The sequence below is a fragment of the Nonomuraea bangladeshensis genome, assembly GCF_039529455.1.
Lineage (GTDB): Bacteria > Actinomycetota > Actinomycetes > Streptosporangiales > Streptosporangiaceae > Nonomuraea > Nonomuraea bangladeshensis.
Genome location: NZ_BAAAMV010000005.1, coordinates 512,863 through 536,956, shown reverse-complemented (window position 1 = coordinate 536,956; position 24,094 = coordinate 512,863). Strand labels below are relative to the sequence as shown.

At 69.5% G+C, this 24,094-nt stretch carries 22 protein-coding genes; 8 read left to right on the top strand and 14 right to left on the bottom strand.

Annotated features, from left to right (window positions below; genetic code table 11):
- Positions 1–8: 8 nt before the first annotated feature.
- From ABD292_RS18405 to tnpA, 4 genes are all read right to left on the bottom strand, one after another.
- The gene (locus ABD292_RS18405; RefSeq protein WP_344208665.1) at positions 9–1,427 is read right to left on the bottom strand and encodes a xylulokinase; all 1,419 of its coding nucleotides are present in this window, start codon (positions 1,425–1,427) and stop codon (positions 9–11) included.
- A 97-nt stretch (positions 1,428–1,524) separates the two neighbouring features.
- On the bottom strand, positions 1,525–1,713 hold the full coding sequence (locus tag ABD292_RS18400; RefSeq protein ID WP_329587413.1) for a hypothetical protein: 189 nt from the start codon (positions 1,711–1,713) through the stop codon (positions 1,525–1,527).
- A gap of 32 nt (positions 1,714–1,745) precedes the next feature.
- Positions 1,746–2,240, bottom strand: coding sequence for a MarR family winged helix-turn-helix transcriptional regulator (locus tag ABD292_RS18395; protein WP_344209105.1), 495 nt, complete (start codon positions 2,238–2,240; stop codon positions 1,746–1,748).
- Positions 2,241–2,417: 177 nt separating this feature from the next.
- On the bottom strand, positions 2,418–2,810 hold the full coding sequence (tnpA, locus tag ABD292_RS18390; protein ID WP_344209103.1) for an IS200/IS605 family transposase: 393 nt from the start codon (positions 2,808–2,810) through the stop codon (positions 2,418–2,420).
- Between the two features lie 12 nt (positions 2,811–2,822).
- On the opposite strand from tnpA, the gene ABD292_RS18385 reads away from it, so the two are divergent.
- Together ABD292_RS18385 and ABD292_RS18380 are read left to right on the top strand one after the other, a co-directional pair.
- The gene (locus tag ABD292_RS18385) at positions 2,823–4,133 is read left to right on the top strand and encodes an RNA-guided endonuclease InsQ/TnpB family protein (RefSeq protein WP_344208662.1); all 1,311 of its coding nucleotides are present in this window, start codon (positions 2,823–2,825) and stop codon (positions 4,131–4,133) included.
- 146 nt (positions 4,134–4,279) lie between these two features.
- Positions 4,280–4,543 carry a hypothetical protein gene (locus tag ABD292_RS18380; protein WP_344208661.1) on the top strand — a complete coding sequence of 88 codons (264 nt, stop codon included), beginning with the start codon at positions 4,280–4,282 and terminating at the stop codon, positions 4,541–4,543.
- 14 nt (positions 4,544–4,557) lie between these two features.
- On the opposite strand, the gene ABD292_RS18375 is transcribed toward ABD292_RS18380, so the two are convergent.
- The gene (locus tag ABD292_RS18375; protein ID WP_344208659.1) at positions 4,558–5,835 is read right to left on the bottom strand and encodes a TIGR04013 family B12-binding domain/radical SAM domain-containing protein; all 1,278 of its coding nucleotides are present in this window, start codon (positions 5,833–5,835) and stop codon (positions 4,558–4,560) included.
- 145 nt (positions 5,836–5,980) lie between these two features.
- On the opposite strand from ABD292_RS18375, the gene ABD292_RS18370 reads away from it, so the two are divergent.
- Entirely contained in the window at positions 5,981–7,132 is a 1,152-nt protein-coding gene (locus ABD292_RS18370; protein ID WP_344208657.1) for an MFS transporter, read from the top strand.
- Here the strand turns inward: ABD292_RS18370 and ABD292_RS18365 are convergent.
- Positions 7,126–7,623, bottom strand: coding sequence for a hypothetical protein (locus ABD292_RS18365; protein WP_344208655.1), 498 nt, complete (start codon positions 7,621–7,623; stop codon positions 7,126–7,128). The two genes, ABD292_RS18370 and ABD292_RS18365, sit on opposite strands and share 7 nt — an antisense overlap.
- A gap of 183 nt (positions 7,624–7,806) precedes the next feature.
- On the opposite strand from ABD292_RS18365, the gene ABD292_RS18360 reads away from it, so the two are divergent.
- The 5 genes from ABD292_RS18360 (at position 7,807) to ABD292_RS18340 (ending at position 15,437) form a co-directional block, all read left to right on the top strand.
- Positions 7,807–8,943: a S1 family peptidase gene (locus tag ABD292_RS18360; protein ID WP_344208653.1), complete on the top strand. Its 1,137-nt coding sequence runs from the start codon at positions 7,807–7,809 to the stop codon at positions 8,941–8,943.
- Positions 8,944–9,098: 155 nt separating this feature from the next.
- Entirely contained in the window at positions 9,099–9,767 is a 669-nt protein-coding gene (locus ABD292_RS18355; RefSeq protein WP_344208651.1) for a DUF998 domain-containing protein, read from the top strand.
- 167 nt (positions 9,768–9,934) lie between these two features.
- Positions 9,935–12,655 (top strand): sensor histidine kinase, encoded by a 2,721-nt coding sequence (locus ABD292_RS18350; protein ID WP_344208648.1) that lies wholly within the window; start codon positions 9,935–9,937, stop codon positions 12,653–12,655.
- On the top strand, positions 12,652–13,026 hold the full coding sequence (locus tag ABD292_RS18345; protein WP_344208646.1) for a DUF742 domain-containing protein: 375 nt from the start codon (positions 12,652–12,654) through the stop codon (positions 13,024–13,026). Before ABD292_RS18350 ends, ABD292_RS18345 begins: the two co-directional genes overlap by 4 nt.
- A gap of 335 nt (positions 13,027–13,361) precedes the next feature.
- Entirely contained in the window at positions 13,362–15,437 is a 2,076-nt protein-coding gene (locus ABD292_RS18340) for a restriction endonuclease (protein ID WP_344208644.1), read from the top strand.
- Here ABD292_RS18340 and ABD292_RS18335 read toward each other — a convergent pair.
- The 8 genes from ABD292_RS18335 to ABD292_RS18300 all read right to left on the bottom strand — a co-directional run bounded on the left by ABD292_RS18335 (position 15,434) and on the right by ABD292_RS18300 (position 24,074).
- Positions 15,434–16,765, bottom strand: a complete 1,332-nt coding sequence (locus ABD292_RS18335; protein ID WP_344208642.1) for a DUF4407 domain-containing protein — start codon at positions 16,763–16,765, stop codon at positions 15,434–15,436. The genes ABD292_RS18340 and ABD292_RS18335 overlap by 4 nt on opposite strands.
- A complete protein-coding gene (locus tag ABD292_RS18330; RefSeq protein WP_344208640.1) occupies positions 16,758–17,882 on the bottom strand; it encodes a hypothetical protein in 1,125 nt (374 codons plus the stop codon). The genes ABD292_RS18335 and ABD292_RS18330 overlap by 8 nt, the downstream gene beginning before the upstream one ends.
- Positions 17,879–19,912, bottom strand: coding sequence for an nSTAND3 domain-containing NTPase (locus ABD292_RS18325; protein WP_344208638.1), 2,034 nt, complete (start codon positions 19,910–19,912; stop codon positions 17,879–17,881). Before ABD292_RS18325 ends, ABD292_RS18330 begins: the two co-directional genes overlap by 4 nt.
- The gene (locus ABD292_RS18320) at positions 19,896–20,822 is read right to left on the bottom strand and encodes a hypothetical protein (RefSeq protein WP_344208636.1); all 927 of its coding nucleotides are present in this window, start codon (positions 20,820–20,822) and stop codon (positions 19,896–19,898) included. Before ABD292_RS18320 ends, ABD292_RS18325 begins: the two co-directional genes overlap by 17 nt.
- A gap of 105 nt (positions 20,823–20,927) precedes the next feature.
- Positions 20,928–21,596 carry a Crp/Fnr family transcriptional regulator gene (locus tag ABD292_RS18315; RefSeq protein WP_344208634.1) on the bottom strand — a complete coding sequence of 223 codons (669 nt, stop codon included), beginning with the start codon at positions 21,594–21,596 and terminating at the stop codon, positions 20,928–20,930.
- 339 nt (positions 21,597–21,935) lie between these two features.
- Positions 21,936–22,385, bottom strand: coding sequence for a PASTA domain-containing protein (locus ABD292_RS18310; RefSeq protein WP_344208632.1), 450 nt, complete (start codon positions 22,383–22,385; stop codon positions 21,936–21,938).
- Positions 22,386–22,400: 15 nt separating this feature from the next.
- The gene (locus ABD292_RS18305; RefSeq protein WP_344208630.1) at positions 22,401–22,757 is read right to left on the bottom strand and encodes a hypothetical protein; all 357 of its coding nucleotides are present in this window, start codon (positions 22,755–22,757) and stop codon (positions 22,401–22,403) included.
- 159 nt (positions 22,758–22,916) lie between these two features.
- Complete coding sequence (locus tag ABD292_RS18300; protein ID WP_344208628.1) at positions 22,917–24,074, bottom strand: serine/threonine-protein kinase; 1,158 nt, start codon at positions 24,072–24,074, stop codon at positions 22,917–22,919.
- Positions 24,075–24,094 lie beyond the last annotated feature (20 nt).

Genomic DNA, 24,094 nt, shown 5'->3' with positions numbered 1-24,094 from the left:
GGGCACGATCAGTCGAGGATGTGCTCGGTGGCGCGGGCGTAGCGGGCGCGGATCTCGGGGACGGCCTCGCCGTCGTACGTGGCCGTCTCCTCCGCCCCCCGCCACTCCGGCGTGGTCAGCAGCGTCGCCGCCTGGTAGGCGGCCCCGTCGGCGACGTACTCGGCGGGGGGCGGCACGGTGACGGGCACGCCGAAGACGGTCGGCGCGATGCGCCGGACGGCCTCCGAGCGGGCCGCGCCGCCGATCATGAGCACCCGTTCGGGCCGCGTGCGCAGCGCGTCGAGGGCGTCGGCGAGGCCGCACAGCATGCCCTCGACGGCCGCGCGGGCCAGGTGGGCGGGGGTGGCGGTGGCCAGCGTCAGCCCGTGGACCGAGCCGGTGGCGGTGGGGCGGTTGGGGGTGCGCTCGCCTTCGAGGTAGGGCACCAGGGTCAGCCCGCCGGCCCCGGCGGGGGCCTGGAGCGCGAGGTCGCTCAGCTCGCCGAGGCCGACGCCGGCGATGCGGGCGGCGGCGTCGAGGACGCGGGCGGCGTTGAGCGTGCACACCAGCGGCAGGAAGCGGCCCGTCGCGTCGGCGAACCCCGCCACCGCGCCCGTCGGGTCGGCGCTGGGCTGCTCGGCGACCGCGAAGGCGGTGCCCGAGGTGCCGAGCGAGACCACGACGTCGCCGGGGCGGGCGCCCACGCCGAGCGCGGCGGCCATGTTGTCGCCGGTGCCGGGCGCGAGCAGGACACCGCCGTCGTAGGCCCGGTCGGTGGGGCCGAGCACGCGGGGCAGCAGCGGCGTCCCGCCGAAGGCGGCCTTCAGCAGGTCGGTGCGGTAGGAGCCGGTGAACGGCGACCAGTAGCCGGTGCCGGAGGCGTCGCCCCGGTCGGTCGTGAGCGCGTCGAGGGGCGCGAGCGGCGCGTCCACCCAGCCCTCGCGGGAGAACGGGACGCCGGAGGCGAGCGCCCCGGCCAGCCGCCAGGTCAGCCAGTCGTGGGGGAGGCACACGGCGGCGGTGCGGCGGGCGTTGTCGGGCTCGTGCTCGGCCAGCCACCGCAGCTTGGTGATCGTGAACGACGCCACCGGCACCGAGCCGACCGCGTCGGCCCACGCCTGGGGGCCGCCCAGCTCGGTGGTGAGGTCGGCGGCGGCCCGGGCGGAGCGGGTGTCGTTCCAGAGCAGGGCATCGCGTACGACATTTCCGGACTCGTCCAGGCAGACCATGCCGTGCTGCTGCCCGCCCACGCTGACGGCCGCCACCCCGTCGAGCCCGCCGGCGCCCTCCAGGGCCTCCAGCAGCGCCGCCCACCAGTGCGACGGGTGGACCTCCGTGCCCTCGGGATGCCGGGCCCGGCCCTCGCGGACCAGCGCGCCCGTCTCCGCGTCACGGATGACGACTTTGCAACTCTGCGTCGAAGAATCGACCCCGGCGACCAGCGTCACTCACGGACTCCTTGTCGGGCGCAAGCTGGATCAGACGCGACAAATGGTAACCCTGCCGTGCCGTTTTCGCCCGTCCCCTCCCCCCGCGATCAGGCGGTCACAAGCCCGAGGGATCGCGTCCGACGCTGATCTCCTCGGCGATCTTGCGGATCTCCGTCACCTCAAGGCCGGGGGCCTTGGGCAGGCCGCGCAGCAGCGCCTCCATGACCACGGGCACGGGCTGGCCGGCGAACCGCCCCGCGATGCCGTGGACCGCCAGGAACAGCGCCTTCTCTGAGTGGTGCATCGGCCTCTCCTCGCTCGGGTACCGGGAGAACGCTACGGCCTCGGCCCGACACTTCGCGCGCTACCTCCGCCGTGTGTCCCGCCGGGAGACGACACGATCGCGGTGCAGATCGCCTCAAGCGCCGCGACCTGGCCGGGCTCCAGCACGTCGAACAGGGTCCGCCTGACCTCCTCCACGTGGCCGGGAGCGGCGGCGGCGAGCGCGGCGTACCCGTCGTCGGTCAGGACGGCGAGCAGGCCGCGGCCGTCGGCCGGGCACCGCTCGCGGCGCACCCAGCCGCGCTCCTCCAGCCGCGCCACGGCGTGCGACAGCCGGCTCTGCGAGCTGCCGGCCCGGCTGGCCAGCTCGCTCATGCGCAGCGTGCGCTCGGGAGCCTCGGACAGGCGCACGAGGATCTCGTAGTAGGCGTGCGGCATGCCCGCGTCGCGCTGGAGCTGCCGGTCCAGCGTCTCCTGGACGTGCCGGGTGGCCGCCAGGAACGCGCGCCAGGTCCGCTGCTCGTCCTCGTCCAGCCATCGGGTCGTCATCGTCACCCTCCCATTTTAGTTGAACTCTCATATACTTGAGGCGAGACACCCGCGAAAGGGGATCATCATGCCGGTCCAGCGCCTCAACCACGCCGTCCTGTACGTCCGCGACGTCGAGCGCAGCGTCGCCTTCTACCCGCGCGGGAGTGCCCGCCAGGGCACGAGCGGGCCTGAACCTCAGCCAGTGGGCCGGTCCTGGCCTTGGATGTAGGCCCTGATGGTGGCCAGGTTCGCGCCGCCGGCCGAGCCCGCGTAAGAGGAGCGGGACCATAAAGCGTCGTACTCCTTGCGCAGGTGACGCGCCGAGTCGCCTGCGAGGGAGTTGACCAGGACGCGCAGGGCAATCTTGGGTGGGATGTTCACCAGCAGGTGGACATGGTCGTCCTCGCCGTTCAACTCGACCAGGACAATGTCGAAGCTCGCGCAGGCGTCCCGCATGATTTCATCGCAGTAGGTCCGCGTCGGCGCGGTGAACACCTCCCGCCGGTATTTGGTCACGAACACGAGGCGGACACCGAGTAAGTGCCGTCCCTTGTGTAAATCAAAGGTTGGTCCGTGACACCGGACGATACGATCGCCGGCGTGAAGGAGAGGCGGGCCCGGGCGCACGTTGCGCGGCTGGACCTGGACCGGGCGCAGAGCGCCGCCCTGGACCGTCAGGCGCACTGCGCGCGTGCCCTGTGGAACCTGCTGCATGAGTACACGACGTTCCGGCAGGGCCGCCTCGCCTCGCTCAAGGACTGCGACGAGGCGATCCGTACGGCACGCCGGGAGATCGCCTGGCTGAACGACCTGCCCGCTCAGGCCGCGCAGGCGGTGCTGAAGACCTACCGGCGGGCGTGGGTGAACTTCTTCGACCCCAAACATCCTGCCGGGCGGCCCGCGTTCAAGAGCCGCGTGCGGTCGCGGATGGCCGTCGATGTCCCCCAGGCCCGCGACCTGCGCATCACCCGGATCAACCGCAGATGGGGCGCGGTGAACCTGCCCAAGATCGGCCGGGTCCGGTTCCGCTGGACCAAAGACCTGCCCGGCGTCACCAGAAGCTCACCCCGGGGGCGGATCACCGGGGCGCGGCTGGTCAAGGACGCCCTCGGCTGGCACATCGTCTTCCGCACCGAACTGAATGTCCCGGTCCCGGCCCCGCATCAGGGGCCGACCGTGGGGATGGATCGGGGCATCGCGGTCCCCCTCGCCTTGTCCACAGGGGAGCACCTTACGCACGGGCCATGGCTCACCGGCGGGGAGCAGGCCCGGCTGCTGCGCCTGCAACGCGCGAGCGCTCGCCGGCGCGCCCACCGTACGAAGGGCGCTCCGGCCTCGAACCGGGAGCGCCACATCTACGACCAGATCGCCAAGCTCCGTGCGAAAGCCAAGCGCCGGGCTCTCGACTGGCAGCACAAGACCACCACGATGCTGGCCGAGTGGTTCAGCGTGATCGTGGTGGAGGACCTCCGTATCGTGAACATGATGGCCTCGGCGGCGGGGACCGTGGAGGAACCCGGCCGGGGCGTCGCCCGCAAGCGGGGCCTGAACCGGGCCATCGCAGGGGAGGCGTGGGGCCGCACGGTCGATCTGCTGACCTACAAGGCCGCCGATCGGGGCGGCCTGGTGGCCAAGGTCCCGCCGCACGGCACCAGCCGCCAGTGCCACCGCTGCCACACGACCGTGCCGGGCTCGCGCGAGAGTCAGGCCCGGTTCGTGTGCAAGAACCCGGCGTGCGGATGGATCGGCAACGCCGACACCAACGCCGCCAGAAATCAGCTCCACCGGTACACCGCTGCCGCCGGACGGGCGGTCACAGGGCGTGGAGACTCCGAGGTGTCGGGGTCGGTGAAGCGCCAAGCATCCTGTCCTACAGTCTCGCCCGCCCCGGCGCCGCGAGCTGCTGCCTAGGCAGCACAGGAATCCTCCGCATTCATGTGGAGGAGCACGTCAACACCTGGCCTGGGAGGCTGTGTCTCCGTCCCGGCCTGAGCGGTCGCCGCGCCCTCGGCTGGGTTACCGTGGTGTTGACCCCTTTCTCGCCGCGGGGAGCCGTCATGCCAAGCGATCCTGATCATGTGCTCGACGCCATCGACGGTGTCGTCGAGGAATGGGAGACGCTGAGCGCCGACGCCATGCGCTGGGCGCCTCCCGAGAGCAAGAGCCCCGACCTCATGACCGAGGTGTCCGAGATCATCGGGCCGCTCGTCAACGCGTTCTCGCAGGCGTTGCGGCCGGTCAGCGACGCGTTCGAGCGGGCGTTGACCGCCGCCTTCGACGACGGGCACGACGAGGACGACGACGCGGGCCGCCCGGCCTGACCCGCCCAGCCCGGTCAGGCGCGCCTGCGCCGGGCGCGGCGCGGGTAGTTCTTGGCGGTCTCGGCCAGCCGGGCCGAGTGCTCGGCTTGCTTGCGCCAGTGCCCGTAGGCGTCGCCGCGCTGCGCCAGCCGGTCGAGCTCGCGCATCGTCGTCAGCGGGATGAAGGCCGGCTCGGCGTCCCGCCACGGCGTGCCGGGCAGCGGCATGAACGTGTGCGTGTGGATGCGCGCGCCCAGCTCGGCCAGGTCGGCGGCGAGCCGGAGCGAGGCGGCCTGGTCGGACTCGTCCTCGCCGGGCATGCCGAAGATGAAGTCGACGTTGGGCCGGAAGCCGTGCTCGACCGCGATGCGGACCGCGTCGCGCACCGGTGAGGTGTCGTGGCCGCGCCCGGAGGCGGCCAGCACCTTGTCCGAACCCGACTGGGCGCCGATGATCAGGTTGTCGTTGGCGACGTACCGCTTGAGCAGGCGCATCGCCTCCGGCGTCACGTGCTCGGGCCGCACCTCCGACGGGAAGCTGCCGAAGAAGACCCGGCCGTGCGGTGGCAGCTCCTCCTTCACCCCCGCCAGCAGCTCCTCCACCGCGCCGAGGTCGGGGTCGGGGCCGGGGGAGCCGTACGACAGCGACGTGGGCGTGATGAACCGGATGTCCTTCAGCCCGCGCTCCACCATGCCCCGGACGTGCTCGCGCACGCTCGCCACCGACCGGTGCCGGAACTGGCCGCCGAACATGAACGGCGTCTGACAGAAGCGGCAGGTGTAACGGCACCCACGCGTGATCTCGATGGGTCCGTTCCTGCCGACAAAGGACGGGAACGCGTCCAGCGGGAGCTGCGGCGCGGGCCGGGTGCGGAGCGCGACCCCGTCGGCGTCCCTGATCGCCAGGCCGGGGACGGTGGTGAGCGGCGCGTCCTCGCGCAGCGCCCGGACCAGCGCGATGATCGTGGACTCGCCCTCGCCGATGCCCGCGAGGTCCCAGCCGGCGTCGATGACCTGCTGCGGCTCGGCCGTGGCGTGCACGCCGCCCGCGATGTGCAGACCGCGCCCGCCGCTCAGCTCCTTGACCACGGCGAGCTCGGCGGCCATGGCCTCGGCGTCCGGCGAGTAGAACGACCAGAGCGTGAGCACGCGGTCGGCCCCGGCGTCCCTGATGTGCCCGGCGGTCTCCTCGGGGGTGGTGCCGAGCCGCAGCTCGTGCTCGACCTGCGCGGTCTCCAGCGCGGCGAGCAGCGCGTGCACGCCGTACGTCACCGCCTTGCGATAGCGCACCACCACGCTCACTGCCCTGGCCACGCACCGCAGGGTAGCAGCGGGGCCGCTAGACTCGCGGGCATGATCCGACGACATTGATGACTGACGGCCGCAGGCCCGCGCGGGGCGCGCGGACCTCCGGGGCGACGAGCTCCCGGAGATCCTGTTCGTCCTGCTGGAGGGCCTCATGCTCGTCTTCAAGCTGTACGCCTATGCGTTCTTAGGCGAATTCATTCTGCTCTACCCGGTCTACACGCTGCTGTTCGCCGACGCCGGGGTGTCCGTCGCCGAGGCATCCGTGCTGTTCGTCATCTGGTCGGTGACGGGCATGGTGCTGGAGGTCCCGTCCGGGGCCTGGGCCGACACCGTGTCGAGGCGGCTGCTGCTGTTCCTCGGCCCGCTGCTGGCCGGGGCCGGTTACGCCCTGTGGGTCTCGGTCCCGTCCTTCTGGGCCTTCGCCGCCGGATTCGTGCTGTGGGGGGCGCAGGGCGCCCTCGTGTCCGGCTCCTACGAGGCCCTGGCGTACGAGGAGTTGCAACGTCGGGGCCAGGAAGACCGCTACGCCGCCGTCATGGGCCGGGCGGAGGCCGCCGGGCTCGTGGCCAACGCCCTCGCCATCGGGCTGGCGGTGCCCGTCTTCGCGGCCGGCGGCTACGCCGTCGTCGGCGCGGCCAGCGTGGCGGCCTGCGTCCTCTGCGCGGTCACGGCGCTGACGCTGCCCGAGCACCGCGCCCCGCGCGCGGCCGGGGAGGAGGGCTATCTCGCGGTCCTGCGTTCGGGGCTCGCCGCGGCGCGCGCCGATCGCGCCGTGCTGCGGGCGCTGCTGCTGGTCGCCGTCGTCACGGCGATCTGGGGCGCGCTGGAGGAGTACATCCCGTTCCTGGGCGTCGAGACCGGCGTCGTGCAGAGCACCGTGCCTCTGCTGGTGCTCGTCGTCTGGATCGGGGCCACGGCCGGCGGGCTGCTGGCCGGGGCCGCCGCGCGGCTGCCCGACCGGGCCTACGGCCTCACCGTCGCGGCGGCGGCCGTCGCCCTCGCGGCAGGGGCGCTGAGCGGGCATCCGGCCGGGTTCGTGCTGATCGCCGTGGCGTTCGGCGCGTTCCAGCTCGCCGGGGTGGTGGCCGACGCCCGGCTGCAGGAGCGGATCGGCGGGGCGGCCAGGGCCACCGTCACGTCGGTGGCCGGGCTCGGCGTGAACGTGATCACGCTAGCCGTCTACGCCGGCTACGGCGCGGTCTCCGGGCGGCTGTCGAACGGGGCCGCGTTCGCGTTGTTCGCGGTGCCGTACCTGGTGGTCGCCGTGCTGGCCGGTCGCAGGGAGCGGGTCGTCGCTCAGTAGCGCGACGGGATCCGCTTGGGCAGCGGCGGCGGCGCGGGCGTCTCCTCCTCCGGCTGCGGGGGAGGGGGCGCCTCCGGCGCGGCCGGCCGGGCCCGCCACCGGGACGGGAAAGCGGAGGCGGCCAGCAGCACGCACCCGGCGGCCGGCGCGCCGAAGCTCACCAATTGTTCGACGGCGGCCAGGTACGCGCCGGCCACTTGTCCGCCGGCCAGGTACATGCCGGGCGCCCGGAGCCAGCTCAGATCGAGCCGGGCCGGCCCCGCGACCGCGAGCCCGGTCAGGGCGAGGCCGGGCAGCAGCGAGGCGAGCGGGGAGAGCCGCGATCCGGAAAGGACGCCGACCAGAAGGGCCGCGCCCGCGAACGCGGCGAGCGGCAGCCAGTCGGGAGCGACGCGAAGCTGGACGTGACCGTACGCGAAACCCGCCGCCACGAGCGGCGTGGCCAGCAGTCCCGCGCCGGCGCCGAGAAGATGACGAACACCACTGCGCACCGACAACACCTCCAGCCCCGGGACATTACCGGCCCACCTCGGCGTTCGCCTTTAAGGCGGGAGATGTCACCTTTTGAACCAGGACCAAAAAGCCGCCATAACACCGAAATAGGGGCTCATTAACATCTGAACGGCGGCCCTACCAGCCGTTAGCTTGACAGCACCCCCACCCGAGGAGTGCACATGTCGAGTAAACGCTGTGCGCTGGCCGGCGGCATCATCCTCGCCGTCAGCCTGGCCACCCCCCTCAGCTCGGCCGCGGCAGCGGCGGAACCCGCGCCTCAAGCAGCCTCCCCGTCCGTCCCCCCGGCCGTGATCGACGCCATGGAGCGCGACCTCGGCCTCTCCGAGGCGCAGGTCGTCACCCGGCTCGCCAACGAGGAACGCGCCGCCGCCACCGAGACCGCGCTGAGCAGCCAGCTCGGCGGCTCGTTCGGCGGCGCCTGGCTCAACGCCGACGCCAGCAAGCTCAACGTCGCCACCACTGACGCCGCCGCCGCTCCGGCCATCTCGGCGCGCGGCGCGCAGCCCGTCGTCGTCCAGCGCTCCCTGGCCGACCTCGACGCGGTCAAGCAGAAGCTGGACCAGGCCCCCCGCAAGGCCAAGGACAACGCCACCCTCTGGTACGTCGACGTCACCACCAACACCGTCTCCGTCCAGGCGCCCACGGTCCAGGCCGCCGAGGCGCTGGTCGCCGCCGCCGGCGTGGACCGCGGCGCGGTGAGCGTGGCGGCGACGGCCGAGCAGCCGACGCTCTTCATCAACATCATCGGCGGCGCGCCGTACTACATCGGCTCCAGCCGGTGCAGCGTCGGCTTCCCCGTCACCAAGGGCAGCGTCCAGGGCTTCACCACGGCCGGGCACTGCGGCCGGGCCGGCAACAGGACCTCGAACCCGTCCGGCACCTTCCAGGGTTCGTCCTTCCCCGGCAACGACTACGCGTGGGTCGCCGCCGACAGCGGCAACACCGCCACGCCGTACGTGCGCGGCTCCGGCGGCGCGAACGTGACCGTACGCGGGTCCACGCAGGCGTCCGTGGGCGCGTCCATCTGCCGCTCCGGCTCCACCACCGGCTGGCGCTGCGGCACCATCCAGCAGCACAACGCCTCCGTCAGGTACTCCCAGGGCACCGTCACCGGCCTGACCAGGACCAGCGCCTGCGCCGAGCCCGGCGACTCCGGCGGCTCGTTCATCTCGGGCAACCAGGCCCAGGGCATGACCTCCGGCGGCTCGGGCAACTGCTCGGTCGGCGGCACCACGTACCACCAGCCGGTCAATGAGGCTCTGAGCGCGTACGGGCTCACCCTCCGTACCGGCTGATCCTTCCCCCCTCGCCGCGCAGCGCGCCCACCAGACCCGGGCACGCTGCGCGGTCCTTTTCGTGCCGGAACCCTGAGGAGGTCAGGGTCGGGTCAGGGGCGGATCGGGGACGGCGCCGGATGCCGGGGGAGGGGCGGTGGCGGGATGGTGGTGGCATGACCGCAGCAAAGAAGCTCCTCCCGGCCGCCGCCTGTGGCTCGATCGTGTTCGCGGTGATCGCGGTGGTGGCCGGTCAGTTCGGCCCGGACCCCTACCTCGACCCCATGAACGTGACCATCAGCGAGTACGCCGTCTCCGACCGCGGGGGCGTCACGGAGGTCGCGATGGCGGTGCTCGGGCTCGGGTCGCTGGCCCTGCTGGCGGGGCTGCGGTCCGCGGGCGCTCCGGTGCGGGGGATGCCGGAGCGCCTGCTGCTGCTGTGGTCGGGGGCGCTGATGGTGGCGGCGGTCATCCCGACGACGCCGATCGGGCAGGACCTCGACCTGGCGGCGCAGATCCACCGGTACGTGTCCGTCGCCGCCTTCGTGAGCCTGCCGGCCGCAGGGGCGCTCCTGGTGCCCCGGTTGACCGCGGACGCCGCGTGGAAGCCCGTGGCGCGGGTCGTCGAGTGGGTGGCGCTGGCCGGGGGGTTCGGGCTGCTGGCGATCACGTACGTGGCCCTGCCCGGGGAGCGGGTCATGATCGGGCTCGTGGAGCGGCTGCTGCTGGGGGCGGAGGTGACGCTGCTGGGCGTGCTGGCGTTCTGGCTGGCGTGGCTGTCGTGGCGTCCCGCCCTGGCCCGGACGGCCACCCGGGTGCGCAGCGAGCTGACGACGGCGGCCTGACATCCAGGGGTTGGATCGGACGGTTTCCGGCAGGTCACATGGGGTGTCCCCAGGGGCCCCAAAGCCTCCGTTTTCCCGACATATCACAGATTTATCGCTAGTCGATCTTAAAACCAGGCGTTTCGATGCTATTCTCTCCCGCGATCTTCTATCCGGGAGCAGGTGTCATGGCATCGGGCAGATCCATCCGATTCAAGATCTCGACGCTGCTCGTCATCCCGTTGGTCTCCCTGGTCGCACTGTGGGGCTTCGCCGCGAGCACCACGGCGGGTGAGGCGCTCAACCTGCTCAAGGTCGAGACCATCTGGACCGGCGTCATCAACCACTCCGACGGCCTGATCGGCAACCTCCAGAAGGAGCGCCTGGCCTCCGCCGAGCGCCTCGGGAACAACGTCACCGATCCCGACGCCCTGGCCGAGTCCCGCGCCAAGGTGGACGCCAGCAGGAAGCGCCTGACGCAGAGCGCGGCCACGGAGGACGTACAGGCGGCGCTGACGCCGGACATGAAGAACCAGCTCCAGACGGTTTTCGCCGCCATCGACCGCATCCCGGACATCCGCCGCAAGGTGGACGAGCGCCGGCTCACCCCGGGCAGCCTGGTCACCGAGTACGCCAAGATCTCCGACGAGATCCACCTGCTGTACTCGCGGCTCAACATGAGCACCGACGTCGAGCTCTCGCTCCAGGCCCAGGGCGTGATCGCCGCCGATGAGGTGCGCGAGCTGCTCAGCCGCGAGCACGCGCTGATCATCGCCTCGAACGGCCGCGCCACCATGCACGACCTCCACATGCTGGCCGGCATCGACGGCTCCAGGGCGTACCTGTTCCCGAAGGCCCTCGCCAACCTCGACACCGAGCTGCGTGCCCCGTTCGAGCGGATCTACTACTCCCCCAGGTACGTCACCATGGAGAACCTGGTGGAGAGCACCATCAGCGGCCAGCCGCTGGACATCGAGCTCTGGCGCGGCATCGCCACCCAGGTGCAGGACGAATACCAGGAGGCCGTCTGGCGCACCGGCGACAAGCTGCTCGGCCGGATGGAGCCGGCCGGCATCGCCATCGTCGTCCAGGCCGCCGTCGCGGGCGCGCTCGGCCTCGTCGCGGTCATCGTCTCGATCTTCATCTCGGTACGGTTCGGCCGCCGCATCACGCGTGAGCTCGCGGCGCTCCGCCGTACCGCGCTGGACCTGGCCGAGATCAGGCTCCCCGACGTCGTGGCGAAGCTGCGCAAGGGCGAGCGCGTGGACATCGCCGCCGAGGCGCCGCCCATCAGGGTGGCCAGGAACGCCACCAGCGAGGTCGCCGACCTCGCCGCGGCCTTCGACAGCGTGCAGAGCACGGCCGTGGACGCCGCCGTCGAGCAGGCCCACCTCCGCGAGGGCCTGTCGGAGGCGCTGCGCAACCTGGCCAGGCGCAGCCAGTCGCTGCTGCAGCGCCAGCTCAAGCTGCTCGACGAGATGCAGCGCCAGACGGAGGAGCCGGAGGCGCTGGAGCCTCTGTTCAAGCTCGACCACCTGACCACCCGCATGCGCCGCCACGCCGAGGGCCTGGTGCTGCTGTCGGGCGGCTCGGCCGGGCGCAGGTGGCGCGGCGTCATCCCGATGGAGGACGTGCTGAGCGGCGCCGCCGCCCAGGTCGAGGAGTACACCCGGGTCCGGGTCTACCCGATGCCCGAGGCCGGCGTCTCCGGCGCCGCGGTCGCCGACCTCATGCACCTGTTCGCCGAGCTCATCGAGAACGCCGCCGCCTTCTCCTCGCCCAGCAACGAGGTCTCGGTACGCGGCGAGATGGTGGGCAGGGGCTTCGCCGTCGAGATCGAGGACCGCGGGCTCGGCATGGACGAGGCCACCCGGCAGGCCATCAACTGCCGGCTGGCCAGCCCGCCGGAGTTCGACGCGGCGCAGACCGAGCGCCTCGGGTTCGCCGTCGTCGGCATGCTCGCGGCCAGGCACGGGATCAAGGTGACGCTGAAGCCGTCGCCGTACGGCGGCACCACCGCCATCGTGCTCGTGCCTGGGTCGCTCGTGGAGCCGCTGGTGACGCCCGCGAAGGCGCTGGACTTCGAGCCGGTGTCCGTGTCGGTGGTGCGTACGGACGGGCCGGCGACCAACGGGAACGCGGCGAACGGGGGGCTGCCGCGGCGCGTGCACACCAGCAGACGCGGCCCCGCCCTCCCGCAGCCCGCCCAGCCTCTGGACGACGAACTCGGCCCCCGCCCCGACCCCGCCCCGCTCTTCGGCGGCACCGGCGACGCCCCCGCACTCTCGCCGTTCGGAAGCGACGACGCGCCGGAGGTCTCCCCGTTCCGGGGCAACGACGCGCCCTCGCCCTTCGGGGGCGGCGCGCCCGAGGTTTCTCCGTTCCGGAGCGGCGACGCGCCGGAGGTCTCCCCGTTCCGGGGCGGCGACGCCCCTGCGGCCTCGCCCTTCGGAGGTGACACGCCGGAGGTCTCCCCGCTCAGAGGCGGCGACGCGCCGGAGGTTTCTCTGTTCCGGGGCGGCGACGCTCCCGACGTCTCACCGTTCCGGGGCGGCGACGCTCCCGACAACTCACCGTTCCGGGGCGGCGGTGGTCCTGCCGTAGCTCCGCCGGTGGGGAACGGTGACGGGTCGGCGGTCCTGCCGCGGCGGGCGCGTACGAGCGGGCAGCAGCCCGCCGAGCAGCAGGCGGGCCCGCCCCAGACCGCCGACGGGCGGCCCCCGGCGAGCCTGCCCCGCAGACAGCGCCAGAACGGCCTGTCGCCGCGCCTCAAGGAGGCGCCGCCGCCGGAGCCCGCGCCCGCGCCGGAGCGCTCGCCCGAGGAGGCCAGGGCGCTGCTCTCCTCGCTCCAGTCCGGCTGGCAGCGCGGCCGCCAGGACAGCGACCAGGATGGGGGAACTCAATCGTGAGCCGCGAGCACGAATGGGTCGATGAGGAGGCCGGGCCGGTCGTGCGGCCCTACGCGGTGGCGCGCGGACGCACGAGACCCGCGTCCTCGGCGCTCGACCTGCTGGCGAACGTCGGCGCGACGGGGCTGCCCGCCCCGTCGGGCGCCGAACTGAGCGCCCAGCACCGCCGCGTGCTCGCCTGCCTGTCCGGCAAGTCCACGCCGGTGGCCGAGCTGGCCTCGGAGGTCGGCCTGCCGGTCGGCGTGATCAGGGTGCTGCTGGGCGACCTGCTGGAGTACGGCCTGGTGGCGGTCCGCCCGCAACGCGACCGCGCGTCCTCACCCACGGAGAGCCTGCTCCGCGAAGTGATCAACGGCCTGAGGGCGCTCTGACGCGCTCTCCTCTGCCTCGCCGAGGTCCGCGCACGTACGCGGTGTGCGGCGATGGAACCCCGCTCCGGGCGGGGCCGAAGAAGTCGAAAAACGCTCCCCGAGGTTGACGCCTGTTGGCCGGCCTGGGGAGCTCACGACGAGCCTCCGAAGCCGCTGTCGCCGGCCATGGCAGTCCGATAAACCGCAGTCACGTGATCTGGGCATCGCCATAATGCAGCACGGGTTCATTGCACTTATTGGCCACCCGTGTTGCGTGATGATTCTTTCTCCTGGGGAGTATTGATATCCTCGCGGCTGAGCCGAGGCTGATATTTGGGCATAGAGAGGCGTGTCGCATGTCCTTCGCCGAGCAGATTATGCCGATTTTCGGCATAGCCTTGGAGGTGCTACGTGAGGCTGGGGGCCCGATGCAGCCCGGCGCTGTACGTGAGGCGATAGCGGAGCGCGTTGAGATACCACGCGACCTGCGACGTCCTGACGCGCACGGCGAGATCCTCTGGTGGACCCAAGTGAGCTTCCGCACCGGCGAGGCGGCGTCCCTGGGATGGATGACCAAAAGGAACGGCTGGTCGATAACCAGCATCGGGATCAAGGCGCTGGACGATTTCCCAGATATCGCCATATATCGGGAATTGCAACGCCAGTACCGTGAGCGGCGGCTCATCAGGGCCGGTGATTTCCCCAATGCGTTCGAGCAATATCAACGCAACCTGGGTTATGCCCGGCAACTCGTGCACGGCGGTCGCAATCTGGAAAGATTGGGCGTCGCCGCTTTCGACGTCACTGATCTCTACCGTGCTGCATGGACCCAGGCCGTCGCGGCCCTCGACCATTGGGTCACTCAAGAGATCATCGATCGGGCCGTGGCGCTGGCGCAGAGGCCGGGATCCCCGCGTCCGAACAACTTCAGCCGCCTGTCCATGCCGGTCGAGCTGGTGGAGAAAGTACACCGGAACGCCGAGCCGCTGGAGGACGCGTTCCGTGCCGCACTGGAGCGTTTCTTCGAGTTCAAGACCTTCCAGCACCCGGACAAGATCGCGGAAGGCTTCTCTCATGTCAGCAAGGTCAGTCTGTGGACAGCTGTCGCGGGCAAGCTGACTGATCAGGACCCGAGCGAGCCGATCGCGGCCGATCGGATACGCAGGAAGCTTGCCGAGATAGCCAGACGCCGGAACAACATCGCGCACACCGGCGACCACGACCCGGGCAGCTTCCACCGCAAGATGAGGATCACCGCGCAGGAGACCGAGCAGACCATCGATGTGCTCGAGTCGGTGGTGATCGCGATACTCCAGGCGCTCGGTGACCTGCCGCCGGCCACGGATCACAGTCTCCCACCGGCCGAGGCCGGCTCCTTGGGGGCTGCTCCGGTCCAGTCTGACGCGAAGCGCAGAGGCGCGATCCGGGCACTGTCGAGATGGACCGAGGAGAGCCTTCTCCACGCCCTCGACGAATACTGTCCTCCTGGCGTGGCCGACACACTCCTCGCGGTCTATCGGCATGCGGAGGGCCATCCAGCCTTCCGGGGCTATTACTTCGGGGAAGCCGCCCATCCCTCCGTCACCGCCTGGTTCAGCACCGGGCACGACGAGGCAGCGATGTGGAGCATCTACACCGGCGTGAGCAAGTCGGTGCTGTCGATCAATTTCGAGTGGATGCGCAACAGGGGCGTGCCGGTGGATCGCCTGGAGCGGCTCGCTCATGCCCTCTCCGTGCTTCCCGGGTGGGCGAGCATGCCGGCGCAGCTCTCCGCCGCCAACTTCGCGAGGAGGCCGTCCTTGGCACCGATCGCGCTGCAAAGGCCGGATGCCTCCACGGTCGTCATCGGAGCGCTGAACGACCTCCTGAACGCAGACACCTCACCTCGCGCATGGCTGGTGCGCGGCGGCAGTGAGGGGGAGCGTGAAGTGCGAGCGCTGGAAGAGGGGCTGATCATCGTCGGCTGGCATGAGGTGGGAGACCTCAGCCGTTACCCGACCCGGGAGGCGCTGGCGGACGCCCTGCGCAACGCCTTCCCGGCGGACAATCCCAACACCATCGCCAACTGGATGGGACAACTCTGGAGATTCACCACCGAGATCCAGCCCGGAGACCTGGTGGTCATGCCGCTCCAATCGCTTCCCGGCCGCATCGCCATCGGGGAGGTCACCGGGCCCTACGAACACCATCCGCACGAGCCTGCCGACTTCCGACAGGTGCGGAAGGTCACTTGGCTCCGTAGGGACGCGGCTCTCGAAGCGATCAAAGACGACCTGCGGGCCAGCCTGAACTCGATGCTCACCGTATGCCGACTGGCTCGCAACGAGGCCGCATCCCGGATCGCCACGCTGGCCGCGACCGGGACCGACCCGGGCATGACAGAGGAGGATGCTGAGATGGTTCCCGAGCCCGACGGCGATCCGGTGGTCTAACGGCGCGTGGGCGTCGAGGTCATGAAAGTGCGGGCGAGGCGGTCGATCTCGTCGTCCCTGGAGGCCTCGTCGACGCGCTGGTCCCGGTCGATCCGGCCGCGTTCGGCTTTCAGCCGGCGTTCCTCTTCGCGCAGCCTGATCTCGTACTCGCCGGTGGTCTGCCGGGTGGTGAAGTTCAGTTCGGCCTCGTGACAGGCTGAGCCGGCGCGCAGCTCCTGCGTGAGGAGGCGGTCGTACTCGGTCTTGCCGTTCAGCATCTTCGAGATGATCGGCATGCAGTCGAGCAGGACGAAGATGATCCGCAGCAACCAGTGAGCGAAGTTGACCATGCCACTCTGGCCTGCGAGTGTGCCCAATGCCTCCCATCGGTCCAGCAGGCCGATGTCGGCGTAGGCCCGCTTCTTCTCCTCGACGCGCGCGGTGATCTTCTTGCTGAGAGCCGTCGAACGCTGCTCTTCGGCGCTGGCACGATCGGCCGTCAGCGAGCCGATCTCGGTCCTCAGTTTCGCGATCTCCGCCTGCTGTCGGGGAATGTCATGGGTGGCGAGGAAGGTGGTGAGATCGTTCGTCCGGACCTTGCACTCAGGGCCGTTGCCCTCGACGCCTGTGGTGCGGTTCGCCACCTTTATGCCGTTACACTCCCGTCCGCGGAGCGCCTCCAACTCCTGGCGTCGGTTGATGTCTGCCGCCAACTGGTCTTCGGCGGCCTTGAGGCTGCTTTGCCTCTGCGTCATGTTCCGTTCGATGGCGAGCGCCTGGTCGCCGCCGTCGAGAAGATAGCCGGTGCAGTCGACCCCCGAAGGAGCTGGCCCGTCGAGGGGGTTGCACTGCTTGTATCGGCTCTCCGTCAAGCTGATCGCCTGGTCGCGCTCCACCAGGATCTGCCGATCGAGCCGCTCCTGGAAGATCTTCAGGGTGAGGGGTTCGGCGATGAAGATCCCGATGACGACGGCGAGGGCGAGGCGGATGAGCACGTTGCCCCAGCGGGTCCAGCCGTCGTTGTCGCCGTGCAGGCTGGTGATCAGGAATCGGTCGATGTTGGCGATGATCAGGCCCCACAGCGCCGCGACCGGCACCAGGTAGAGCAGGGACGCCTGCGAGAGCAGGGTCAGCGCGCCCAGCATGGAGGTGCCCGCGATGAGCGCGGTGCTGATCACGACTGCGCCGAGGCTGGTGTAGCGGGAACGTTCCTGCGGGACACTTGCGAGGATCTTCTCGTCGACTCCGGTGAACCGACGCAGGAACACCCCGAGCGTGAGCCGTTCCCGGCGCCGGGGACGCCGTCCGCGCTGCTCGCCGGCCTTGGACTCGTGGAGGATGTCAACCACGGACGTCCTCCTCCATGAAGAAGTCGTCGTCGGGGTCGCCGGCCGTCACCTCGGCGCGGGGCTCATAGGCCGGGCCTTCGAGGTCCCTCGCCTCCGCGTCCGGCTCGACATCGTCGAACGAGGCAAGCAGTTCCTTTCCGGTGTTCTCGTTGAACAGGCCCTGGGCGATCGCCGCCCGGACGACCTCGGCCCTGCCACGAGCCTGAACGACCTGCAACTCGTGCTCGCGCTGCATCCTGTGCTGGACAGCGCTGTACTCACGGTCTCCCAGGGCGGCGTACCGTTCGGCGACCTGTTGCTCGCTGAGGCCGTGCACCGTGACGTACAGACTGTCGGCGGCGCCAGGACCGCTGTTCAGGAAGTCCCTGACCTTCGTGGCCTCGCTGATCTGCTGATCCCGGTCGAGGGTCGCCTCCTGCCGGGTGAAGTCGTTGGCGCTACGACCCTTGGTGTGCAGGTAGTCCTGCTCGTCCAGCTCGAAGTCACGGTCGAGCTTGCGCCTGGCGTCGCGGAGGCCGTGTTCGCCCTGGATGTTGTGCAGACTGGTCTCGTAGTGCCGCCGCCCCCGAGCGATCTCTTCGGGGGCGTACACGTCGAGGCCGGAGAACTCGGCGGTCATGCCGGACAGCACACACGGCACCAGGGTCGCGTAGGCCTTCACCTGGGCGTGCACGAGCGTCCACAGGTCGTGGACCTGGTGCAACTCGTAGTCGCGGCCGAGCTCGAAGAGCTTGTGGTAGGCCCGGATATAGGTGACGAGGTGATCGGAGACATCGGTCAGACCGGCACGCACCACCTCGATCGGTTCGTCGACCGTGCAGTGGAACCGCACCGCGACCCTGAAGTCGTGGGCGCCAGAGGAGTTGATCGGTACGTGGATCGTCACCGGGTGGTCCTTGGACACGTCCACGACGCTGACGCTGTCGCCGTGCAGCACGTGCGGTTCGTCACCGTGCAGCCGCCGGTCGCCCAGCACGAACGTGCCGTCGTATTCGAAGACGAGCCGCTCGTGCGGAAGTTGGCGGGGCAGACTGGAGATCGGCCGGCGGGGCTTGCTCAGGAACCCTTTCCTGGCGACAGGCTCAAGGGGGACCTGCCTGATCACGGGGTAGCTCATGGACGCTTTCCAGTGGTGTCGAGGGACAGTGCAGCGGGGCTCAAGAAGATCCGGAGCAGCGACAGGAGAAGCTCCATCCGGTTCTCGTCGGTGTTGCGGGAGATCGCGTAACGCCGCAGATCATGGGCCAGCAGCGGCCGTTCCCTCGCAGGAAGCGCCTCCACGAGCGCTGCGAAGAGGGCACGGACACGGCTGCGGTCGTCGTCGTCACGCTCGTCGAACGCGCAGACGGCGTCGTACAGGGCGGCCAGCGCGTCCCTGCGGTGAGGGCGCTTGACCAGAACCGCCGACCACAGCTGGGCGAGGGGGATAGCTGATTCGGGGCGACTACGCAGGTGGGCGGTGACTGTGGGGACCCTGACCCCGTCCGCGCGAGCCGACAGGACACTCAAGATCGCCCGGATCGACGGGTCGACTGCGCGGCCGATCCGCCTGTCGTTGCTGATCTGAGCCGCCATCCGATCGAGCATCGGGAGGGCGTTGCCGGTGGCCTCGGTCAGCGCTGCGAACAGCCGAGCCAATGCGATCTCTGCGTGCCGAACCGGCTTCTCACTGACTTTGATCTGCAGCCAGAGCATCCGGGTCGCCTCCAGCGGAAATCGGATGCCCAGCTCACCGGACCAGGCCAGGCTGGCGGTGAATTTGGGTCTGACCGCGGATGCCCTCGTCCACGAGGCGACCGTACGCAGAACCTCCGGACGGGTCGTTTCGTCCAGGCACAACCATGAGATGGCCATCGCGGCGGTCGCCTGCCTGCGCATGACGCCCCCTCCTCGGGCCCATGGGGTGAGAAACGTGCTTTCGACGTACGAGTAGTCCGTGACGGAGGCCAGAACCGCCACGCCCCTGGCGATCTCCGCCTGTACGCTCGGGTCGCGAAGATTGGCGCACTCATGCAGCCATTCGATGACCGGATCCCACAACCGCATGCCGTGCCGCTGGTACAGCTCCCGCATGACGTGCGTTCGATGCCCCTCGACCTTGAACACCAGCCTGCGCCCCGGTGCCAGGCCGAAAAGCGAGCCCTCTGCCACCCGGAGCAGGCGGCGGCTCGGCATCGGATCGTCGGCCGAGATGGCATCCGCCTTTTCCCCGCCGATGCCGGCGATGGACTCCAGCCGGGCGAGCAGGATCTCGAAGCCGCTTTCCGGGAGACCGGCGGTGAAGGCCATGGCAGCCATCTCGAAGAGCTCACCCCGGGTACGCGGGCCGTCGAACCAGGCGACCACGTCACGGCGCCCGGCGGACTCCAGCCTGTCGAGCGCTTTGTCCAGCGGAACCCCTGAGGCCAGCTCGCGCGCCAGTGCCACCACGTCGGCCATGGCATGGTCGACGGTGATCTGGGCGGCCGCCTCGTCAGCGATCTCGGACGCCACGTGGTGGGCCCGCAGGACGTCGCCGACCGGCGGCGGCAGCCAAGGTATCTGGTCCCCGTCGGGCAGCGAGGTAGCCGTCCCTGTGATCACCAAGTAAGCTCCGGCATCCCGCACGCGGCGCCTGATCTCCCGTACGTGGAAGTCAGCGATGCTCCCCTCGACGTCGTCCTTGGGCCAGTCGCACAGCAGATAGCCGTGGCCTGGCCGAATCTCGCGGGCGGCCAGCTTCTCCAGCGTGTAGGCCGGACTGAGTTCCACCACCATGTCGGGCCGGGCGGCGACGACATCGTGAAGCAGATTGAGCGCTGCCGTCCGTCGGCCCGTGCCGGCGTTGCCGATCAAGGCCACCATGTTGTTGCTCTCCAGTTGTTCGGCGGCGGCCCTGTAACTGGCGTGGCGTACGTAGCAGGTGCGAGCCTCCGCCATCTCGTGCTGGGATACGGGGCCGGACGTGCGGCGCGACTTGGGGCGGGAATCCGAGATGCCGAAGGAGGCTCCCCCGATGTTGCCGTGGATGTGGTTGATGACGGTCTGGACGTGGGAGACCTGCGCGAAGATCTCGTCCGTCGACTGAGGCTGATCAGTCAGATCGACCGGCGTGGCCTCTCCGCCGATCCTCACCCCCTCGGCCGGCGAGTCAGTTTCGGATGCCAAAGTTGATCTCCTCGCCGGAAATGGGGGCGGTGATCAGGTTGACGGTCATCTGCTCGGCGTTGAACTGCTGGGCGAACTGCTTGGCGGCGGCGTCGACCCGCACCAGCCTCTCCAGGGACTCCAGCAGGTCGTCGCGGGACTCCGGGTCGGCCGGTCGGCCCTGCTCGGACCGGAACGCCTTGATCTTCGCGAGCAATTTTCTGGCGCCACCGAGGCCGGTCTCGGTGCCGTAGGCACCCAGACGTTCGAGGGCGCCGCCGGCGATCAGCGCCCACAGGGTGTCGGCGACCTCGGGCAGGTTGTCCATGTCGAGGGTTCCCTTCTGGTCCAGGTCTTCGGAGGGGATCCACATCCAGGCGATCTCGGTGCGTTCCTTGGTCGGCACTTCCAGTCGGGTGAAGGACTCCGGCCTATAGGAGGTGTGGAGCTGCCGGACGACGTCCTCGTAGAGCCGATCGGTGAGGATCAGCACCAGGTCGGCGCGCGGGTTCGCCTTCAGGGCGGCACGAGCGGCCTTCGCGTCGAGCAGCCGGCAGGTGGTCACCACGACCTGGCCGACGAAGCCCATCGCGCCGCGCTTCACGACGCCGTGGCCGATGGCCACGCGGATCCGTAGACGGGCGTCGTCCCGGCGTTCGCGGTTGTAGTCGTGGAGTGCTTTGCGTACGCGACGGATCAGGTCGTCGATGACCCGGAGTTCGGGCTCGCCGTCCGGGAGGACGATGACCTCGCCGTCGCCGGCCTCCTGGCGGGTCCAGGTGTCACGGCGCAGTCCGGTCTCACGGGCGCCACGGTCCATGACCTGGGCCAGACCCGACTGGATCGAGTCGTGCCGTAGATCATCGCCGCGGCCGTATCCCTCTGCATCGACCGCCATGATCAAGCGGCGGCTGAAATCGGAATCGAGCATCACGTCACCTTGTGGTTGCGGAAAAGATCCCACGGAGTGGCCGGGGAGATCGTCGGGGATAGAGTCTGGCGAAGATCTCTTCGCCCCAAGACGTACCAGTACGCTTTATCGGAACTCGGCCAGTCTGACCGGGTCGATGATGATCTTCCGGCGATGACTGGGATCGATCAGTTTGAGATCTTTGAGACATCGGATGGCCTTGAAGACGGCGTCTTTTCCGGCCCCGATCAGATTGGCGATCTCCTCATGGGTGAGATCGATCCCGAGGTCTCGTTTCCCGTCCACCCGGTCGATGCCGTGTCGGCCTGCGAGTTCCACCAGCACGTTCGCGACCCGTACCGGCACGCTGAACTGAGCGAAGTCGGTTCTTCTGCGGTTGGCCCAGTCGAGCCGGTCGGCGATCATCCTGGCCAGCGCGTTCCAGGCCGCGGGGTGACGATCGAGGAAGTCCGTGAACGCCTGGGCCCGGATGACGTGCACCAACATCGGACTGCACGTGGTCACCATGGCCGATCTCGGCTCTCTGCGCAGGGCCGCCAGCTCGCCGACCACATCGCCGCTGACCCGAATGCCCAGCATGGCTGCCGCGCCCGTTTCCAGGTAGGCCGTCACCTTCACGCACGCCGTGGGCCTCTGGCCTGGCATGGACCTCAGTAGGTAGACCTCGGACCCCCCTCGGTCCCCTTGCTGTATGAGTGGCTCGCCGGCCCGCCGCGGGGACGGCGGCGCGAGAGCCAGCAGTTCCGTCCGCTCCTCCGGGCTGAGTCTGTGCATGAAGGTGCCAATGGGCCACGTAGCGGGCAGTTGATCATTTATCACGGATTAAGCGCCTTGGTCATCGATGTGAAGCTGTAAGAAGCTACACCCTGGAATATCTAGGAGCCAGGCGTGAGTGGTCAGGGATGTGCGGATATGAAGTATCTTGTCCGGCTTATCCCGAAGAATTAGTCGAAATTTCTAAGTGAACGGAACAATATTCCTGTGGTTCGCCTGGTCTGGCGAGCCATAAGAACCGATCTGTGACCTATGTGCTTTTGATCTCGTTCTTTGTGACTTCTGTGTTCTATGTACTTATTTGACGGCTGCTTCCGGTACGCAGGACGAGCGAGGCTGTCAGGACGCCTTCGTACAGGTGAGCACGATGGTCGTGCCGACCGCGACCTTGGTGCCGGCCTTGTGGGACTGCTTGGTCACCGTCCAGTTCTCCGGCAGGAGGACCATCGTGTCGTAGCGGTCCTGCGAGCCGAGCTTGATGTCGCTGAACTCATCCCATCCCCGATCGACCAGCCACTGCTGGGCGATCGCGGCGTTCTGCCCCTTGAAGTCGGGCAGCTTCACGAGACGGTCCTTCTCCTTCTCGGCGGGAGGAAGAGCGGTGTCCTGCGACGCCTCCGCGGAGGCCGCCCAGGTGGGGGCCGTGGCCGTGGTCGGCGTGCTGCCGGCACTTCCCACGGCCACACCGCCGACGCAACCCGCGCCCAGGGCGAGAACGGCGATCAGGGCGACCGCCGGGCCGGGAATTCCCCGGCGTGCGGGAGGCGGCACAGGGGGTTGGTACGTCATGGTGAGTCCTTGGGATCAGGCGGCCAAAGCCGCGTCGAGGTAGGTGATGTCGCGGACCGCGACGTAGAGGCGCCAGCTGAGCAGGCCGGTGCGGGTCACCACCGTGACCCGCGTGTCACGAGCGGCGAGCCAGACGGCCAAGTCGGCGAAGTAGCCGTCTCCGGACCCGATGACGACCCGTTCGAAGCGGAGGTCGACGCGGTCGCTCACGGCCATCTCGGCGAGCACGCTGTCGGCTCCGTCCGGACCCGAACGGGTGAGGATCTGAGCGCCATGGATCACTCGGCCAACCTCGACGAGCGATCGCGGGTTGACGCCGACGACGAACTGATCCAAAGGCCCGACCGGCACCCGTTGCAGGTAGTCGGACATGGTGTGTGCGATCTCCGCCGCGGTGGGCGACGGTGACGCGGTCAGGTTCTCGATGTCCAGTAAGTGGATGGCTCGTCCGGCTCGCAGAGTACGCATCACAGACCCCGCCTCTCTCGTTGAACAAAGACTAGAGGCTGTGAACTGAGTATGCAAGCAAGTTCAGCGTGACAGCAGTAGGAGGAGTTGCCATGCCGACGGGCGTTCATGCGGGCTCTTGTGCATGGCCTGCCGAAGGAGGTCGCGAAGAGGAACGGGCACCATGCGGAAATCCGGGTCGGAGTGGATGATCTGGTTCTCGACTGCCCAGACGGACGGACCATCGAAGGCCAGGCGACCGGCGGCCGCGAAGTACATGGTCGCGCCCCAGCTGAAGACGTCTGAGGCGGGACTGATCGGACGGCCTTCGACCTGTTCGGGCGACTTGAAGGCCGGAGTGCCCTTGGCGCCTCCCGAAATGGTGAGCCGCTCGACGGCGCGTGCGATCCCGAAGTCGATCACTCGTGGGCCGTCGGTGGCGAGCAGGACGTTGGCCGGCTTGAAGTCCCGATGGACGATGCCCGCCTGGTGGATTCCGTTGAGGGCGGCGGCTGTCGCGATGGCCAGCCGGACCATGCTGTCCGGGGAACGCGGACCCTCGAGACGAATGAGCTGATCGAGAGAGGGACCCTGGATGTACTCGCTGACGATGTACGGTCTCCCATCGTCGACGCCGACGTCGATCACCCGGGCGGTTGCGAACCCTGGCACCCGGCGGGCCGCACTGGCCTCGGCGAGGAAGCCGTCCCGCTCCGTGAAGGCCACTCGTGCGTGCAACAGCTTGATGGCGACCTGCCCGCCGTCCGGAGAACGAGCCAGATAGACCTGTCCCTGACCTCCTTCGCCTATTTTGGTGAGGAGTGCGTACGGACCGATCCATGCCTGTGCCGGTGCAGGGGCCGGGCTGGGCGCCACCGGTCCTGGCCAGGCTTTCGGAACGGTCGCCGCAGGCGGACTTTTGCGGGGCAGGACTCGCTTGGCCAGGACGAAGAGGTGCACCGCACCGCCGAGATAGGTGCCCATCCAGATCATCGACGTCAGGGTCCAGCGGGCATCCTCCGGCACGTTCTCGAGGGCCCAAGAGGCCGCGAACACCGCTCCCTCGACTGCGAGATAGGCCGCCGCGAAGATCCACAATGTCGTGTTGCGGAGCCGATAGGCGGCATAGCCGATCATGAAGGGGATTGGTAACCCGCCGCAGCAGCAGACCGGCATCAGAGCCCAGGCCAGGCTCTGACGCAGGTTCGTCTGGAGGGCGGCCCGATCGGGCCCGGCAGTCATGAACCGCATGATATGGAGGC